The following is a 17415-nucleotide window of genomic DNA, read 5'->3' as shown; positions in this document are numbered from 1 at the left end:
CGCCGCCCGCGAAAGACCCGCATGTCACTGTCTACCGCATTGAGTATCGCCCAGTCGGCGCTTATGAACACCGCGCGACAGACCAGCGTCGTCTCGCGCAACGTCGCCGACGCCTCCAACCCGGACTATTCGCGCCGTCAGGCCGTCGTCACCAGCACGGCGCCGGGCGCGCGTTCGGTTGATATCCAGCGCGCCACCAACGACCTACTGTTCCGCCAGAACCTCGGCGCGCTGTCGGCCTGGAGCGGCCAGAACGCCCTCTACAGGGGCATGGATCAGCTGGGCGTTGCGGTCAATGGCGTCGACAATGCGTCCTCGCCCTCGACCGCGATTGCCGACCTGCAGAAGGCTCTGCAGCTCTACGCCACCTCGCCGTCCAACCAGAACCTCGGCGCCTCCGTCATAGACGCGGCCAAGCAGGTCGTGCGCTCGCTGAATGAGGGCTCCAAGGCCGTCCAGGATTTCCGCACCCAGACCGACGGCCAGATCGCCACGGCCGTCGACGACCTGAACTCGCTGCTCAGCCAATTCCAGGATGCCAACACGGCGGTCATGTCCGGAACCCGTTCCGGCACCGACGTTTCCGACGCGCTCGACCAGCGCGACGCGCTTTTGAAGAAGATTTCGAACTATGTCCCGGTGTCGACCTTCACGCGTGGCGACAATGACATGGTCATCACCACCGGCGACGGCACGACATTGTTCGAGACGATACCGCGCACGGTCACCTTCGCGGCATCCGCCGGCTACACCGCGGGTGCGGCCGGCAATGCCGTCTACATCGACAATGTGCCGATCTCGGCGGGAGCCGGCGGCAACACCAGCGCCAGCGGCACGCTTGCCGGCCTGCTGCAATTGCGCGACGGCGTCGCCTCGACGATGCAGAGCCAGCTCGACGAGACCGCGCGCGGCCTGATCACCGCCTTTGCCGAGACCGCACCTTCGATGCCCAATGCCGCCGGCCTGTTCACCTGGTCGGGGGCGCCGGCCATCCCGGCCGCGGGCACGCTGGTCAACGGCCTTGCCGCGTCCATCAGCGTCAATGCGGCGATGGACCCGAGCAGCGGCGGCAATCCGACGCTGCTGCGCGACGGCGGCGCCAATGGTGCCGCCTATGTCGCCAACACCGGCGGCGGCGCATCCTATTCCATCCTTCTGGTTGCCTATGGCGACCGGCTCGACCAGCCGATGACTTTCGACCCCGCCGCCGGGGTTTCGGCGACGTCCAGCGTTTCCGACTACGCGGCCAATTCGATCGGCTGGCTCGAGGGCGTGCGCCAGCAGGCTTCGACCGCCTCCGACGCCAAGGAAGCACTGGCATCGCGCAGCGCCGAGGCGCTGTCCAACGCGACCGGCGTCAATGTCGACCAGGAAATGTCGCTGCTGCTCGACCTCGAACACACCTATCAGGCATCGGCCCGGATGATGAAAACCGTCGACGACATGATGACGGCCTTGCTCAACGCGGTGGGATAATTCCATGACTTCAGTCTCGTCGGCCGCCATCTCGAATGCCATGCGCTCCCAGCAGATGCGCATGCAGGCCGAACTCGTCAAAGCCACGAAAGAATCCTCGACGGGCCGGGTCGCCGACGTCGGTCTGGCTCTCGGTGGGCGCACCACCCAGGCCGTCACCTTCCAGCGCGATCTTGACCGGCTCAACGTCATCATCGATTCCAACGGCCTGGTCGGCGCCCGGCTCTCCTCGACGCAGACCTCGCTTGGACAGCTCTCCGGCGCCGCGCAGACCTTGCTGTCCAGCCTGACCACCGCCTCATCAAGCGATTCTTCCAACAGTCTCACCCGGGACTCCGGCAAGGCAACCATCCAGCAGCTGACATCGATCCTCAACACCAGCGTCAACGGCGAATATCTGTTCGCCGGCACCAACACCGACGTCAAGCCGATCAACGACTTCATGGCTGCCGGCTCTCCGGCCAAGGCGGCATTCGACGCCGCTTTCGTCGCCAATTTCGGCTTCACCCAGGACGACCCGGCCGCGGCCAACATCACGGCTGCCCAGATGGACGATTTCATCACGAATGATGTCGCGCCGCAGTTCACGGGCGCGGGCTGGCAAGGCAACTGGTCGAACGCCACCGACCAACAGATCGTCAGCCGCATCGCCCTCAACGAGACCACCCCGACCTCGACCAGCGCCAACAGCGATGGCATCCAGAAGCTCGCAATGGCGGCAGCCATGGTCGCCAGCCTGATGTCCAGCAACATCAGCCAGGCCGCGAAGAACACTGTCGTCAGCCGCTCCACGTTGCTGGTCGGCGAAGCGCTGAGCGGCATTGCCCAGATTCAATCCGAGACCGGTATCGTCCAGAAGCGGGTTTCCGATGCAAACGACCGGATGAAAACGCAGGTCGACCTCTTCGAAAGGCACATTCTCGATCTGGAAGGCGTCGATCCGGCCGAAGCCGCGACCCGCGTCGCCGACCTGACCCAACACATCGAAACGTCTTTTGCGCTGACCGCACGCCTTCAGCAGCTCAGCCTGTTGAATTACCTGACCTGACAACGCTTAACGGAACGGTAGAGCCCCAACGATGTACCAATTCTCCTACGCCGACATCCAGAGCACCTCCGTTGCCGACGCGAAGGACCGCGAGCGGGAACTCCTGACCCGCTCGATCGACATGCTGGCGGCGGCGGCGGCGGCCGGCCACGGTTCGATGGAGGCGATCGAGGCGCTTCATTTCACCAACCGCGTCTGGACCGCCTTCGTCGAGGATCTCGGTTCCAGCGACAACGCCCTGCCCAAGGAGCTGCGCGCCAACCTCATTTCCATCGGCCTGTGGTTGCTGCGCGAGGCGGAAGACATTCGCCAGGGTCGCACCAACAACTTCGAAGGGCTGATCGAGGTGTCCCAGATTATTAGGGACGGCATTCAATGACTAACACGCTGAAGATATCGCTGAAGCCGAACGAGAAGATCTACATCAACGGCGCCGTCATCCGGGTCGACCGAAAAGTCACCGTCGAATTGATGAACGACGTTCAGTTCCTGCTCGAAAGCCACGTGATCCAGGCCGACGACGCCTCGACACCGCTCAAACAGCTGTATTTCATCCTGCAGGTCATGCTGATGAACCCGGCCGGCGCGGCTGGGGCGCGCGACATGTTCCGCCGTTCGCTGCCGCTGCTGCTGGCAAGCTTCGAGGACACCCAGATCTGCGCTGCGCTGAAACAGATCGACCGCATGGTCGGCGAGGACCATATCTACGAGGCGCTGAAGGCAATTCGCGCGCTTTATCCGCTCGAACGCCGCGCGTTGGGTGGCAATGACGACGTTCCGGGTGCCGAGCGCCCGCTGGCTGTGGGAGCACGATACTGATGAACGTGGACATGACGACGACGATACCGAACGGCGCCAACCAGGCCACCGCGTCGACTTCGAAGACAGCGGTCGACTACCAGTCCTTCCTGAAGCTTCTGATCGCCGAGATGAAGAACCAGGATCCGACCAAGCCGATGGATTCGACGCAGTATGTCGCCCAGCTCGCCACCTTCTCGCAGGTCGAGCAATCGGTGCAGACCAACACCAAGCTCGGCCAGATCATGCAGTCCTCGGCACTGTCGCAGGCCGACGCACTGATCGGGCGCTCGATAACTTCCGCCGACGGCAAGACGACGGGCACGGTGGCGTCGGTGCGCCTCGCCAGTAGCGGCCTGATCGCCGTGCTGCAGAACGGCACCGAAGTCGCGGTCGGCCCGGGCGTCTCGGTCAAGGCAGCGAGCTGACGCTTTCGACAGAGAGCCAGTCCCATGAACGAGGCCGACGCTCTCGACATCGTCCAGTACGCGGTGTGGACGGTGCTCACCGCGTCCGCACCGGTGGTGCTGGTCGCCATGGTGGTCGGCATCGGCATCGCCCTCATCCAGGCGCTGACGCAGGTCCAGGAGATCACCTTGACCTTCGTGCCGAAGATCGTCGCCATCATGCTGGTGGTGGCGCTGACCGGCCCCTTCATCGGCAGCCAGATATCGGCCTTCACCAACGTCATCTTCGAGCGCATCCAGAACGGGTTCTGAAGCGCGCTTGCGAAAACGCTGGCACCGCTTGCAGGCTGCTGGCTTCCGGTTAGATTGCCATCGTGCCATCCGGCAAGGCAGTCGCTGGTCTGATGTCACCGCATTTGCATCGATGTCTTCGCGGAAGCCCATGAACCAGGCCAGATCGACCGGACCATGTGCGGCATAGCCGGGGTCTGGCGCAAGCGGAACCCGATCGCCGGCGGCGACCTCGCCGACGTTGGCCGCATGATGCAGGCGCTCGTGCACCGTGGTCCCGACGACCATGCCACATGGAACGACAGAAGGCTCGCCCTGGGGCACCGGCGGCTCTCGATCATCGATCTCTCGGCCGCGGCGCGCGAGCCGATGCTCACCGCCTGCGGCCAGGGCGTGCTGGTCTACAATGGCGAGGTCTACAATTACCGGTTCCTGCGCGACGCGCTGCAAGCGGAAGGCCGGGTCTTTCGAACAGTCTCCGACACCGAGGTGGTTCTCGAGGCCTTGCACCACTGGGGCCCGGACAAGGCCATTCTGCTGTTCGACGGCATGTTTTCCCTGGCCTATTTCGACGCGCGGACCGGCGCCTTGTGGCTTGCGCGCGACCGCCTCGGCATCAAGCCGATGTCGGTGGCCGAGACGGGCGACCGGATCCTGTTCGCCTCCGAGGACAAGGCGATCCTGACCTGCGATGGCGTTGCGCGCGACGTCGATGCCCGCGAGATCACCTTGCGCCTCGCCTGGCAGAGCCGCGACTCGAGCTTCAGCCTGTTCCAGGGAATTGAGCGGCTGCCGCCGGCAGGCCTGTGGAAGATCAGCGATGCCGGCATCGAGAAACGCTGCTTCTGGCACGTCCTCGACGTCCTCGACGCGGCCCGCATCGCGGGCGACAGGGCCACCGACGCCGAGCACATGGCAACGCTGGAGTCGTTGATACGGGACAGTGTCGAACTCCACTGCATCGCCGACACCAGCCTCGCGGCGGCTTGCAGCGGTGGCGTCGATTCCGGCCTCGTCACCACGCTGGCGAAACGGTTCAGGCCCGAGATATCGGCCTATGTCGTCGACCCGCGCGTCGGCCACAGCGAAGCCGACGATGCCGAACGCACCGCCCGTCACGCCGGCGTGACCCTGCACAGGGTGCCGGTCGACAAGGACCGCTTTCTCGAACTGTGGCCAAGAGCCGTCTGGCACCTGGAAAGCGATGGCTGGCATGCGAGCCATGTTGGCCTGCTGGCACTTGCCGAGCAATGCCGGACCGACGGCGTCAAGGTGCTGCTTACCGGCGAAGGTGCCGACGAACTGTTTGGCGGCTATGGCTGGCAGGTGGCCAGCATGAGATTGTGGCGGCCCTGGTCGTGGCCCGGGCGGCTGTTTCGGTCGAAGCGCCGGCTTGCCCTGAGGTTCGAGCGCCAGCGCCAGGCGCCCTTCCGGACATCGATCGGCTCCGCCCATAGCTGGGATCGCAACGTCGTGCTCAGGGCGCTGTCGCCGGAACTGAACTTTCTGCAAACGAGGATCTTCGACCGGCTGGAACCGGTGGCATCGCCCGGCGACCGTGCCTTCCTCGGCTGTTGCCTCCAGGACATGTATTCGCACCTGCAGGACCTGCTGAACAGGCATGACCGGCTAAGCATGGCAGCGTCCGTCGAACTCAGGGTGCCGTTTCTCGAAAACCGGCTGATCGACTTCGCCATCCACCTGCCGAGGCGGCACAAATACCGCCAGAAGCAAGGAAAGTGGCTGTTGAAGAGAGTCGCGGAAAAACACATTCCGCCGCAGAATGTCCAAGCCCGAAAGATCGGTTTCGAGGTGTCTGGCACCTTCACCGCCGGCACGCAGGGCCTGCTGCGCGGTGGTCTTCTGCGCGACGCCATGAAGTGGTCTTCATCCTCGGTCGACGACCTCATCGACCTGGCGAGGCGCGACCAGCCATCGCGGCTGCGGCTGGTGGGCATGGAGCTTTTCCTTCGCCTGCATGTTGGCGGCGACACCACGAGCCAGCTCACCGAAGCCCTGCATGCCGCGGTCCGTGACGCACGTTGATCGACGCATGCCCTCGGATTTGGCGGCAGATAGGGCGTGGACCTCACCTATCCCATTGTTGGACCATGAGCTTTTTCGAAAGACATTCGCCCTTTGCGGCGCCGTGCCCTACTTTCGGCAAACGGTCTGAGCAAACGGATCGTCTGACGAATCGGCACGACATGACAGGGAACCCCCGATGATTGACGAAAAGCCGGAAAGCGAGAGCGTCTCGGCGCTGGCGCCCTTCCGGCACGGCATTTTCCGCGCCGTGTGGGGTGCAAGTCTCGTCTCGAATTTCGGCGGCCTGATCCAGGGCGTCGGCGCCGCGTGGATGATGACCACGATCGCCACCTCGCCCTATCAGGTGGCCCTGGTCCAGGCATCGACCACCTTGCCGATCATGCTGTTTGCGCTCGTCGCCGGCGCCATCGCCGACAGTTTCGACCGGCGCAAGGTGATGCTGGTCGCCCAGACCTTCATGCTGGTCGTGTCGGTGCTTCTGACCCTATTCACCTATTCCGGCCTGATGACGCCGTGGACGCTGCTTGCCTTCACCTTCCTGATCGACAGCGGCACGGCGCTCAACAACCCGTCATGGCAGGCCTCCGTCGGCGACATCGTCCCTCGCAACAAGGTGCCGGCCGCCGTCGCGCTCAATTCCCTGGGCTTCAACCTGACCCGCAGCGTCGGCCCGGCGATCGGCGGCATCATCGTCGCCGCTGCCGGTGCGGCGGCCGCCTTCGCGGCGAACGCGGTGAGCTATATCGGCCTGATCGTCGTGCTGGCGCGCTGGAAGCCGGACGTGCCGGTATCGACCTTGCCGCGCGAGTCGCTGGGTGCCGCCATGGGCGCAGGCCTGCGCTATGTCGCCATGTCGCCCAACATCGGCAAGGTGCTGGTCAGGGGCGCCGCTTTCGGCTTCAGTGCCGGCGCGGTCCTGGCACTGCTGCCGCTGGTGGCGCGCGACGTCGTCAAGGGCGATGCGCTGACCTACGGCATCATGCTCGGCTCCTTCGGCATCGGCGCTGTCGGCGGCGCCTTGATCAGCGTCAGGCTGCGGCAGTTACTGTCCAGCGAGACGATGGTGCGCTGTGCTTTCGCCGGCTTCGCCTTCTGCGCCTTCAATGCCGCCATCAGCCATCATGCCTGGCAGACGTCGCTCGGCCTGCTTGTCGGCGGCGCTTGCTGGGTGATCGCGCTTTCGCATTTCAACGTCACGGTGCAGATGGCGACACCGCGCTGGGTGGTCGGCCGGGTGCTGTCGGTCTACCAGACGGCGACCTTCGGCGGCATCGCGCTCGGCAGCTGGATCTGGGGCGTCGTCGCCGATGCGCATGGCGCCGAAACCGCGCTGATCGCCGCCAGCATCGCCATGCTGGCCGGCGGCGCCATCGGTCTTTTGCTCCCGCTACCGCAACAGCAGGTGCTCAACCTCGACCCACTCAATCGCTTCAAGGAACCGCATTTGGCGCTCGACCTGAAGCCGCGCAGTGGTCCCATCGCCATCATGATCGAGTATGTGATCCGGCACGAGGACGAACCGGAATTCCTCGCCATCATGGCAGAACGCGGCCGCATCCGCCGTCGTGACGGCGCACGCAACTGGACGCTGGCGCGCGATCTCGAGAATCCCACCATATGGATCGAGCACTACCACACGCCGACCTGGATCGAATATGTGCGCCACAACGGACGCATCACCCATGCCGACGCCGTCATCGGCGAACGTGTGCGGGCGCTGCACAGCGGCGACGAGCCGCCTCGCGTGCGGCGCATGATCGAACGCCCGACAACCGCCGGCACGGCGCTTGTGATGGCCAAGGGACCTATTGAGCACTGAGTCCGGGACCCCTTGCCCGCTAACCCTCGCCCGACAGGTCCCGGCGCGCCTTGTCGAGTTCCTCGGCGTAGCGCCGCATCAAATGACCTTCGGTCAACAGCCCCAGCACGATGTGGTCGGTGAAATCCTCGACCACGGCGAGTTCTTCGGCGCCGGCGCGCTGGAACGTCTCGGCGGCGGCCTGTACGTTCATGCTCGGCACCAGCACCGCGTCCTTGTACTTGGCAAGATCGCGCACCGGCACCTCGCCATCGGAGGGATCGCTGTGCAGTTCGGCCACGATCAGCACGCCGACATAGTGATCGCCCGCATCGACAGCGATGACGCGCTGGGCTGAACCGAGCGGCACCTCCTTGCGGAAGGCCGCCAGCGTCGTCGAAGCATAGATGGTCTTGATGTCCTTGCGCATCATCGAGCCGACGGTGAGGCTACGCATCCAGCCGACATCGTGGGCGCTGCGAATGGTCTCGCCGCGCAGATGAAAGCGCCATGTCGAGAACGAGTAGCCGAAGGTCTCGCGCACCAGGATCGCCGACATGATCGAGGCCGCAAGCACGACGCCGGTCAGCGTCAGGTCGCGGGTCGATTCCAGCGCCAGGAAGGTCATCGTCAGCGGACCGCCGACGACACCGACGGCAAGCGACGTCATGCCGACGACGGCGGCAACCGCAGGGTCGATGCCGGTTGCCGGCGAGACGACAACCATCACATCCGCAAACGCCTTGCCGAGCAACGCGCCGAGGAACAGCGAGGCGAAGAACAATCCGCCGCGAAAGCCCGATCCCAGAGAAACCGCCGATGCCGCCAGCTTGAGCACGAAGACGCTGGCCACCACGGCCAGCCCGTAATTCATCGAGAATTCGCGATGCAGCGCACCATGGCCGCTGGACAGGACCTGCGGCGTGATCAGCCCCAACAAGCCAACGATGACGCCGCCAATGACGGGGCGCAGCGACGCATCGATCGACAGCCTGGCGAAGCCGCGCTCGATCAGCGTCACCAGATGCATGATGGCGATCGAGGCGGCACCGCCGAGCAGCCCGAGCAGCAGGAACGGCACATACTGGCTGGCGGTGAGCGCCGGCAGGCCCGAAAGCTCAAGCGGAAACGGCACGCCGCCGAACATTTCGGCGGTCAGCGAGGCTGAGATCGCGGCGGTCATGACAGGCGCGACATTGGCGACCGAGTAGATGCCGATAACCAGTTCGAAGCCGTAGAAGGCGCCGGTCAGCGGTGCATCGAAGGCGGCGGCGATGGCGCCGGCGGCACCACAGCCGACCAGGATACGGACATCGTTGCGGCGCAGCCGGAAGATACCCGCCAGCCGCGAGGCCAGGCCGGAGCCGACCTGCGTGTAGCCGGCTTCCAGCCCGACCGAGGCGCCAAAACCGCTGGAGATCATCGTCTGGCCGGCAATGATGAAGGTGTCGGTCAGCGACATGCGCCCGCCATAGAGCGCATTGGCTTCGATCGGGTCGATCGGCGTGCGGAATTTCCGTATCCTGAGCCAGACCACCGTCAGCCCAAGCAGGATGCCGCCGATCGCCGGTACCAGCGCTTGCATCGGATTGGCGAGCGAGAACATGCCGGAAAGCCGGCCGCCGGGCTGGACGCCGAACAACAGCCCGTGCAGGTCCTGCACGATCTGGCTCATCGCCGTGACCAATATGCCCGCCATGACGCCTACGACGCCGGCCAGAATGACCACTGCGATGCCGCGCGCCTCAAGCAGCGGCAACGACCTGATCAGCACCGCGCGCAGCCGGCGTGCATAAACTTGCGGTTGGTTTCTGGAAAGCACCGGGGCGGCTCGCCGACATCACAAAAGGCAGTGGAAAGCCCGCCTGATACGCCCGGCGACACGGCATGGCAACCACAATGGCGACAGACAAGGCGCCATTGTGGCATTGACCGGCAGCTTGCGGCCGTTGCTGCCCTCGGTTGGAACGCAACGGCGCTCGCTGGCGGGTCGATCAGGTCGACATGGGCTCGCCGGCTTCATAGAGCACGAGATTGCGCTCGCCTATGCCAAGTGCTGGCCAGCTCGCGCGCCAGTCGGCAAGGTGCGGCGAGGCAAAATGCGCGTCGAGCGCTGCTCTGTCGCTCCAGACTTCCGTGACCCGAATGAGCCCGGCATCGAAAACATCCTGCGCATAGGAATACTGGAGACAACCGGGCTCCGCGCGGCTGGCTGAAACCATGCGTTCCATGGCGGGCTTGGCTTCCTCCAATTTGTCTGGCGGCAAGCGGATGGTGCCGATGATCAGAAGCATGGGTTTTCCCTTCCTTGCGAAGCAGGCCGCACGGCCATCTGCGCATGATCGTTCGAACTAGCCAGTCTCCCACCCTCGCGCAAGCTTGGCGGGCTACCCTCACAGGGCTGTCGCGCGCTCGGCAGGCTTCGAATTTGGGGACGACATGGCGATCAGCGAAAGCATTCAGCCCGGCGCGGTGGCCAAGAATGGCCGCGACGTCTTCTTTGCCATTGGCATCGTCATCATCCTGGCCGTGCTGTTCCTGCCGATCCCGGCCTTTCTCATCGACATCGGCCTCGCCTTCTCGATCGCGCTTTCGGTGCTGATCCTGATGGTGGCGCTGTGGATCCAGCGGCCGCTCGATTTCTCGTCGTTCCCGACCGTGCTGCTCATCGCCACCATGCTCAGGCTGTCGCTCAACATCGCCACCACGCGCATGATCCTGTCGCACGGCAATGAGGGCACGCACGCGGCCGGCTACGTCATTGCCGGCTTCTCCAAGCTGGTGATGGCCAGCGATTTCGTCATCGGCCTCATCGTCTTCATGATCCTGATCGTGGTGAACTTCATCGTCATCACCAAGGGCGCCACGCGTATCGCCGAAGTCGGCGCGCGCTTCACCTTGGACGCCATCCCCGGCAAGCAGATGTCGATCGACGCCGACCTCTCCGCCGGCATGATCGACGACAAGACCGCACAGCTTCGGCGTCGCGAACTGGAAGAGGAATCCTCCTTCTTCGGCTCGATGGACGGTGCCTCGAAATTCGTCCGCGGCGACGCCATCGCCGGCCTCATCATCACCGCCATCAACATCGTCGGCGGCATCGCCATCGGCTATATCAGGCACGGCATGGGCATGGGCGAAGCCGCCGACGTGTTCATCAAGCTGTCGGTCGGCGACGGCCTCGTCACCCAGATCCCGGCGTTGATCGTGTCGCTCGCCGCCGGCCTGCTCGTCTCCAAGGGCGGCACCCGCGGCTCGACCAACCAGGCGGTGTTCGGCCAGCTCGGCGCTCATCCGCGCGCCCTCTACGTCGCGGCATCGCTGCTGGTGCTGCTCGGCCTGATGCCCGGCCTGCCGCTGTTCCCGTTCTTCGCGCTCGCTGCCGGCATGGCCGGCCTCGGCTATATCATCCCGATGCGCGCCAACCGCGCCATCGCCGAAGCCGAGGCGATCAAGGATCAGGAAAAGGCGACCAAGGTCGAGGAGGAGAAGAATTCGGTCAAGGCCTCGCTCGCCACCGCCGAGATCGAGCTTTTGATCGGCAAGCAGCTGTCGACAAGGCTGCTGACGTCGCATCAGGAACTGGTTTTCCGCATGGGCAAGATGCGCAAGAAATTCGCCACGCAATACGGTTTCGTGGTGCCGGAAGTGCGTGTCGCCGACGATTTCGCCATCCCGCCGAAGAGCTACCAGATCAAGGTGCACGGCACCGTGGTGGCCGAATACCAGATGCGCGTCGGCGAGATCATGGTGCTGCTCGGCAACCGCGACATCCCCGAAATACCGGGCGAGGAAATCCGCGAGCCGGCTTTCGGCATGCGCGCCTATTCGGTGGTCGAAGCCTTCGCCGAGGATTTGAAGCGCGAGAACTACACCTTCGCCGACAACATGTCGGTGCTGCTCACCCATCTCTCCGAGGTCATCCGCAACAACCTGCCGCAGCTTCTGTCCTACAAGGACATGAAGGCGCTGCTCGAACGCCAGGACCAGGAGTACCGCAAGCTCGCCGACGAGATCTGCACCACGCACATCTCCTACCCCGGCCTGCAGGCGGTGCTGAAGCTGTTGCTCGCCGAGCGCGTCTCGATCCGCAATCTGCATCTGATCATCGAGGCGATCGCCGAGATCGCGCCGCATGTGCGCCGCACCGAGCAGATCGTCGAGCATGTCCGCATCCGCATGGCCCAGCAGATCTGCGGCGACCTCTCCGAGGGCGGTGTGCTGAAGGTGCTGCGCCTCGGCAACCGCTGGGACCTCGCCTTCCACCAGAGCCTCAAGCGCGACGCCAAGGGCGAGGTGCGCGAGTTCGACATCGACCCACGCCAGCTCGAAGAGTTCGGCCAGGACGCCACCAAGGCGATCAAGAAATATCTGGAAGCCGGCGAGCGTTTCGTGCTCGTCACCGCACCCGACGCCCGCCCCTATGTGCGCATGATCATCGAGCGGCTGTTCACCACGCTGCCGGTGCTCAGCCACGTCGAGATCGCCAAGGGCGTCGAGATCAGGGTGCTCGGAACCATATCGTGAGCGTGCTTTCGCAAGGCGTCGTCATCGCGGCGTTCCTCGCCTTCTGCCGCATCGGCGCCTGCTTCATGCTGATGCCCGGCCTGTCCAGCGCCCGCGTTCCGGTCCAGGTCAGGCTGTTCGTCGCGGTCGCCGCCACCGGCGGCCTGCTCGCCTTCCTGTGGGACAAGATCTTTCCCTTCGTCGATCCGCGTCCGCAGATCCTGGTGCCGATGATCATCTCGGAACTTCTGGTCGGCGGCCTGATCGGCGCCATGACCAGGCTCTACATGGAAGCCCTGCGCTTCATGGGCTCGGCCATCGCCATGCTGATCGGCTATGGCGGCACCGGCGGACCGGCGATCGAGGAGCCCGAACCCCAAGCAGCCCTTGCCGCCATCATCTCGTTTTCGGCGCTGTTGATGCTGTTCGTCTTCGATTTCGACCACGAGATAATACGCGCGCTGGTGTCGTCCTACACGGTCGCGCCGGTCAACATCTTCTTCAACCCGCAGGCCGCTCTCGTCGATGTCACCGACACGGTGTCGGACACGTTCTTCCTGGTCATCCGCCTCGGCAGCCCGTTCGTCGCCTATGCCATCCTCGTCAACCTGACGATCGGCTTCGTCAACAAGCTAACGCCGCAGATCCCGATCTATTTCATCTCCCAGCCCTTCATCATCGCCGGCGGCATGATCATCTTCTATTTCGCCGTCGGCACCATGCTGTCGCTGTTCGTCGACGGCTTTGTCGACCTGACATTGGCGAGATGACGATGAGCATCCGCAGGGACCGCCTGAAGAAATTGGTCAAGGTGCAGGAACAGCTGAAGGCGCTGCACGAAACCCGCCACGCCACGTTCGTCGCCGCAGCCAGTGCCGCCGAGGCCGAAGCCAGGGAGCTGGTCGGCCATTTCGACCAAGCCGATTCGCTTTCCGCCCTGTTTCCCGATCTCTACCACCGCCGCATTGCCCAGGCCGTCGTCCGCCAGGAGGCGAACCTGGCAAGCGCGAAGCAGGAAGCCAGCCTCATCGCCGCCGCGACCGCACGCACCAACATGGTCGAACGCGCCTACAAGGACGTGCGCAACCGCGACGAGCGCGAACGCTCCGACCGCGAGCGGCTCGATATCATCGCGCAGAAGCGGAACGAGGAGTAGCGGCGGGGATTCTCCTCGTGATCCGAATTTGACTTGCGGACGGCGCGACGTGAACGGCCGCTTCGCGCCGCATCAACGTCATTCTCCATTCGAAGCGCTCAGGCCGGAAGCTGCCGTGCGTAAGACGCCCAGTCATTGCCCGCCGCGTATAGGTTTGCAGTTGGACAATAATGGCCAGCCGGGCAATCCTGGCATTTGGCGTTGCTTCGGCGAGTCAATACTGAGCCTGCGCTTGCGCGCCATCCCTCTCGACAAGACCAAACGGCTGGACGCGATCGAGCGCAGCAGGCGGGTTCAGTTGGTGCTGGTTGTGGCGGTGAACCCGCACTGCTTCTGTTCCATATCGATCTGCTTCGTGATGCGGACGGCGTTCTGCGCGTAGGCCTCCGTCACGGAGCCACTATTCACGGTCTTGTCCTTCAGCGGACTCACGCCTGCGCAGAGATGGAAAACATGCGGCTCCGAGGATTTCTTGGCGCCGTTTTCCGGTGCGATCCAGTACACGATGTCCTGACCTGCGGGATGTGCCGTGTCCTTCGTCGCCGCAGCCACGGCGGCGGAGTCCGTGGCGATTGCCTGCGCCTGAGCGGCGACGTCGGGCGAACAGGCTGTGGTCGGCTGCCCCGCCTTGATCTGGGTCGCGCACGCGTTCATGTCCTGGGTGTACTGCTCGACCGACGGGGGTTTGAAGCTGATCCCCATGACCGTCGCGAGCACCGCCAGCGCAGCGCCGAGGCCGCCGGCAACCTTCTTGGTCTGCGGGTCCATGTTCTTGTCGGTGAGGATCAGGAAAACCAGCGGGAGGAAGGCAATCAGCGTGATGATTGCGCCGAGCTGGTTTTGGAAGAAGAACCTGGCCGCGTCGGATGCACGGGCCGGATCGTGCCTGTTGGCCGCCTTCCACAGCAAATTGCCGGCGATTGCGAAAACCGCGATGCCGACCAGAAGGCCGATGATCAGCGGCAGGTGTCCCTGGTCGAACTTGTTCTGGCGAAGCAGAATAATCCCGTAGATCTCGCCGCCAATGGCGACGATCCACGAGAGTGCGGCGAAAAGGCGAAGACGCGTGGCGGAGGACTTCTGGCCCTGCGTTGCTTGCCAATCCCTGGTAACGTCTGGCTTGTTGTCGGTCATTGACAAGATCCCCTGATATCGACACTTCAGCGGGCGGCGTTAGGCCAGAAGGCCAACCCGCCCTGCGCAGCGTCATTGAACGAACGTCACCTGCCTTGGCGACGCGGCGAAAAAGGAGCGCCACGGCAGACCACATCCCGATCTTTATTGCGCATGACTGAATTCGTCCATACCCACGGGGCAGACGCCGATGCGGCGATGGCTCCGTTCTTCTTCATCTCCGGCTCGAACTTGACGCTGTCTTCCCTTGCTTGCCTGGCGATTTGGCGGAGGCCACGGTGGTCACGGGATCGGTCGAAAAGCAACATCGGCATATCTGAATTGCGGCCGGATCGATGGCTTGAGGACCTGGTGGAGGCGGACTGTCTGCTTCCGGCCCCACTGCCGTCACCCCACTGCCGTCATTCGAGAAACTGGCGTCGCAATGGCCGCTCGTAGGGCGAAGCAGACACCCGACCCACACCCACATTCCGCCTCCCCTCTCCCCCGCAAGCCTGCCACAAGCTTGTTGAGGCATTGTCTGGCTAAGGAAAACCGACAAAAGGCGGACTTTCTTGGCGATTTCTCCACCCAGCGACATCGTTATGGATGTGGCCCGAGCCGTCGATCCGACGGACATCGAGGCCGCCCGCGCCGCGCTGACAAAGCGTGCCGGCGGTGCTGCGGGCGCTTTTTCGGTCGATACCGCCGCTTCGGTCGATGCCGGCTCGATCCTGTCGCGCGCCACCGCCGACAAGGCTGCCGCCTCAACCGATCCCGCCAAAAAATTCAAGAAGTTCGAGGCGATGGTGCTGCAGACCTTCATCCAGAACATGCTGCCCAAGGACACCGAAGGCGTCTATGGCAAGGGCCTAGCCGGCGACATGTGGAAATCGCAGCTTGCCGAGCGGGTGGCCGACGTCATGGCCGAACGCGGCGGCATCGGCATCGCCAAGTCGATGCTTGCCGACCACTATCTCGAAGGCAAGCGCGTCGTGCCGGTCGGGCCGGTTTCGGGCGGGCCGGAAAAGACCGAGATCGATCAACAGAACAGCCTGTCGACCTCGCTGGTGCATGAATTGCAGCGCAGGGCGGCGCGGTCGATCACCGGTGACGAGACCACCATCAAGACAGACATCAAGATCTAGGGCATGTCCCGGAACCGGGAACCGGTTTTGGGAAGATCATGCTCCAACCAAGCAGATAGTGCGTATCCGAGTTTCAATCTAACCAGACCGGGATTTTCATGGCCGACTTTTCGGAATTCACCCCCAACCTGCCAGCCCGCACGACCGCGTCGGAAGCGCCGATCCCGTTCGCGCGGCCTGGCAACCTCGCCGCCATCATCGGCCGCATCGAGGAAGTGGTCGAGGAAGAGACGGCCGGCATCCGCACCGCCACCAACTACGATCTCAAGGCGTCGAACGCCCGCAAGAGCCGCTACCTCTACGAGCTGACTCGCGCCATGAAAGGCGGCAGCGAAGCCGAGTTCCTCGAACAGCATCGCGAGGGCCTGACCCGACTGCGCCAGAAGCTGGCGAAGAACGAGGCGGCGATCCTGGCGCACCTCAGCGCGGTCAACGAAGTCGCCAGCCTGTTGCGGCACGCCATCCAGCGCGCCGAAACCGACGGCACCTATTCCGCCGGCGAGTTCGGCTGGGCGAAGGCATGATGCCGAACGCAAGGGACAGATCGGCGATCCTGCCCAGGCAACAGCGCAGTGCCGCGTTGCCATCGCAAGGGAATGACCAAGGGGATAGCAGGGCCCGATGATCAAGGTCATCGCCATCGCCGTCTGGATCTGCGCCGCCACGCTCGGCGCCGTGTTCTATTCGTTCCAGGCTGCGGGCGAAAAGGGTGTCGGCGAAAAGCCGAAGCCGATGCTGGGCGGCCTCGACTACGTCAAGACCGACATCATTTCGGTGCCGCTGATCCGCGATTCCCAGATCGGCGGCTATTTCCTGACCAAGCTCGTCTACACGGTCGAACCCGAGCAGATAAAGAAGCTGTCCATTCCGGCGGAAGCGCTGATCACCGACCAGGTCTATTCCTACCTCTATTCCAATCCGCAGATCGACTTCACCAACAAGGCGACCATCGATCTCGATGCCTTCCGTGCCGCGATCCGCGATACCGTCAACGCGCGTGTCGGCGCCCCTTTGGTGCATGAGGTTCTGATCGATCAGGTCAATTTCCTGTCGAAGGACGAAATCCGCGACAACTGGCTGCGCCGCAAGAAAAGCGAGACGGCGAGCGAAATGACCAAGGCGTTCAAGGAACACTGAGTTGCCTTGCTCACAGGCCTCGATCCCATCGGGCCTCGCCTGCCGCGTCGGCGGGAACCAACCACCGGAATTCGCGTTGACGTAAACGTCAACCCAAAGCTATATGCGGCAGCGACCGTGATCGCGAAACCGCGGCATGGGCTTCGGCTGGATCGAAGCGCCGTTGCGAGACAGATGCAACCAGACAAGGAGAACAGCGTGAGCGTTCAGGAGATTGCCGAGAAGATCAAGTCGCGCGTGGCAAGCAGCGGGTTCGATCGTTCCGTGAAATTCGACACCGGCAGCGACGGCGTCATCGTCATCGACGGCGCGACCGTCTCGACATCAGACGCGCCCGCCGATTGCACCATCAAGCTCTCGCTCGACGATTTGGATTCGCTGATCGCTGGTGACCTGAACCCGACTATGGCGTTCATGACCGGCAAGATAAAGGTCGAAGGCGACATGACCGTCGCCATGGCGCTCAGCCAGTTGATCGGCTGAAGGCA

At 63.8% G+C, this 17415-nt stretch carries 18 protein-coding genes; 15 read left to right on the top strand and 3 right to left on the bottom strand.

Translation table 11 applies throughout. From position 1 onward, the window contains the following. Positions 1-21 precede the first annotated feature (21 nt). The 8 genes from flgK to C8D77_RS03560 all read left to right on the top strand — a co-directional run bounded on the left by flgK (position 22) and on the right by C8D77_RS03560 (position 7888). A complete protein-coding gene (gene flgK / locus C8D77_RS03595) occupies positions 22-1476 on the top strand; it encodes a flagellar hook-associated protein FlgK (RefSeq protein ID WP_109659367.1) in 1455 nt (484 codons plus the stop codon). Positions 1477-1480: 4 nt separating this feature from the next. After that, a complete protein-coding gene (locus C8D77_RS03590) occupies positions 1481-2524 on the top strand; it encodes a flagellar hook-associated family protein (RefSeq protein WP_109659364.1) in 1044 nt (347 codons plus the stop codon). 31 nt (positions 2525-2555) lie between these two features. Beyond that, the gene (flaF, locus tag C8D77_RS03585; protein ID WP_109659362.1) at positions 2556-2903 is read left to right on the top strand and encodes a flagellar biosynthesis regulator FlaF; all 348 of its coding nucleotides are present in this window, start codon (positions 2556-2558) and stop codon (positions 2901-2903) included. Next, on the top strand, positions 2900-3343 hold the full coding sequence (gene flbT / locus C8D77_RS03580) for a flagellar biosynthesis repressor FlbT (protein WP_109659360.1): 444 nt from the start codon (positions 2900-2902) through the stop codon (positions 3341-3343). Before flaF ends, flbT begins: the two co-directional genes overlap by 4 nt. Next, complete coding sequence (flgD, locus tag C8D77_RS03575) at positions 3343-3750, top strand: flagellar hook assembly protein FlgD (RefSeq protein ID WP_109659357.1); 408 nt, start codon at positions 3343-3345, stop codon at positions 3748-3750. The genes flbT and flgD overlap by 1 nt, the downstream gene beginning before the upstream one ends. A gap of 24 nt (positions 3751-3774) precedes the next feature. Then, complete coding sequence (gene fliQ, locus C8D77_RS03570; protein ID WP_023761707.1) at positions 3775-4041, top strand: flagellar biosynthesis protein FliQ; 267 nt, start codon at positions 3775-3777, stop codon at positions 4039-4041. Positions 4042-4197: 156 nt separating this feature from the next. Beyond that, the gene (asnB, locus tag C8D77_RS03565; protein ID WP_109659356.1) at positions 4198-6066 is read left to right on the top strand and encodes an asparagine synthase (glutamine-hydrolyzing); all 1869 of its coding nucleotides are present in this window, start codon (positions 4198-4200) and stop codon (positions 6064-6066) included. Positions 6067-6244: 178 nt separating this feature from the next. Continuing rightward, on the top strand, positions 6245-7888 hold the full coding sequence (locus tag C8D77_RS03560) for an MFS transporter (RefSeq protein ID WP_109659354.1): 1644 nt from the start codon (positions 6245-6247) through the stop codon (positions 7886-7888). A 19-nt stretch (positions 7889-7907) separates the two neighbouring features. On the opposite strand, the gene C8D77_RS03555 is transcribed toward C8D77_RS03560, so the two are convergent. Then, on the bottom strand, positions 7908-9689 hold the full coding sequence (locus C8D77_RS03555) for a chloride channel protein (protein WP_109659352.1): 1782 nt from the start codon (positions 9687-9689) through the stop codon (positions 7908-7910). 172 nt (positions 9690-9861) lie between these two features. Beyond that, the gene (locus C8D77_RS03550; protein WP_109659350.1) at positions 9862-10161 is read right to left on the bottom strand and encodes a putative quinol monooxygenase; all 300 of its coding nucleotides are present in this window, start codon (positions 10159-10161) and stop codon (positions 9862-9864) included. A gap of 145 nt (positions 10162-10306) precedes the next feature. On the opposite strand from C8D77_RS03550, the gene flhA reads away from it, so the two are divergent. From flhA to C8D77_RS03535, 3 genes are read left to right on the top strand one after another with little or no spacing between them, the layout of a single operon-like run. Then, positions 10307-12394, top strand: coding sequence for a flagellar biosynthesis protein FlhA (gene flhA, locus C8D77_RS03545; protein WP_109659348.1), 2088 nt, complete (start codon positions 10307-10309; stop codon positions 12392-12394). Beyond that, positions 12391-13143, top strand: coding sequence for a flagellar biosynthetic protein FliR (gene fliR / locus C8D77_RS03540; RefSeq protein ID WP_109659346.1), 753 nt, complete (start codon positions 12391-12393; stop codon positions 13141-13143). The genes flhA and fliR overlap by 4 nt, the downstream gene beginning before the upstream one ends. 2 nt (positions 13144-13145) lie before the next feature. Beyond that, the gene (locus C8D77_RS03535) at positions 13146-13529 is read left to right on the top strand and encodes a hypothetical protein (protein WP_109659344.1); all 384 of its coding nucleotides are present in this window, start codon (positions 13146-13148) and stop codon (positions 13527-13529) included. A gap of 294 nt (positions 13530-13823) precedes the next feature. Here C8D77_RS03535 and C8D77_RS03530 read toward each other — a convergent pair whose 3' ends face one another. Further along, on the bottom strand, positions 13824-14663 hold the full coding sequence (locus C8D77_RS03530; RefSeq protein WP_109659342.1) for a hypothetical protein: 840 nt from the start codon (positions 14661-14663) through the stop codon (positions 13824-13826). 515 nt (positions 14664-15178) lie between these two features. On the opposite strand from C8D77_RS03530, the gene C8D77_RS03525 reads away from it, so the two are divergent. From C8D77_RS03525 to C8D77_RS03510, 4 genes are all read left to right on the top strand, one after another. Further along, the gene (locus C8D77_RS03525) at positions 15179-15790 is read left to right on the top strand and encodes a rod-binding protein (protein ID WP_164548912.1); all 612 of its coding nucleotides are present in this window, start codon (positions 15179-15181) and stop codon (positions 15788-15790) included. A 98-nt stretch (positions 15791-15888) separates the two neighbouring features. Then, positions 15889-16314, top strand: coding sequence for a hypothetical protein (locus C8D77_RS03520; protein ID WP_109659337.1), 426 nt, complete (start codon positions 15889-15891; stop codon positions 16312-16314). 97 nt (positions 16315-16411) lie between these two features. Further along, positions 16412-16927, top strand: a complete 516-nt coding sequence (locus C8D77_RS03515) for a hypothetical protein (RefSeq protein WP_109659335.1) — start codon at positions 16412-16414, stop codon at positions 16925-16927. Positions 16928-17125: 198 nt separating this feature from the next. After that, positions 17126-17410: an SCP2 sterol-binding domain-containing protein gene (locus C8D77_RS03510; protein ID WP_056582750.1), complete on the top strand. Its 285-nt coding sequence runs from the start codon at positions 17126-17128 to the stop codon at positions 17408-17410. Positions 17411-17415: the final 5 nt, after the last annotated feature.

Source organism: Mesorhizobium loti (assembly GCF_003148495.1).
GTDB lineage: Bacteria > Pseudomonadota > Alphaproteobacteria > Rhizobiales > Rhizobiaceae > Mesorhizobium > Mesorhizobium loti.
This window is presented reverse-complemented; position numbering and strand designations above follow the sequence as displayed.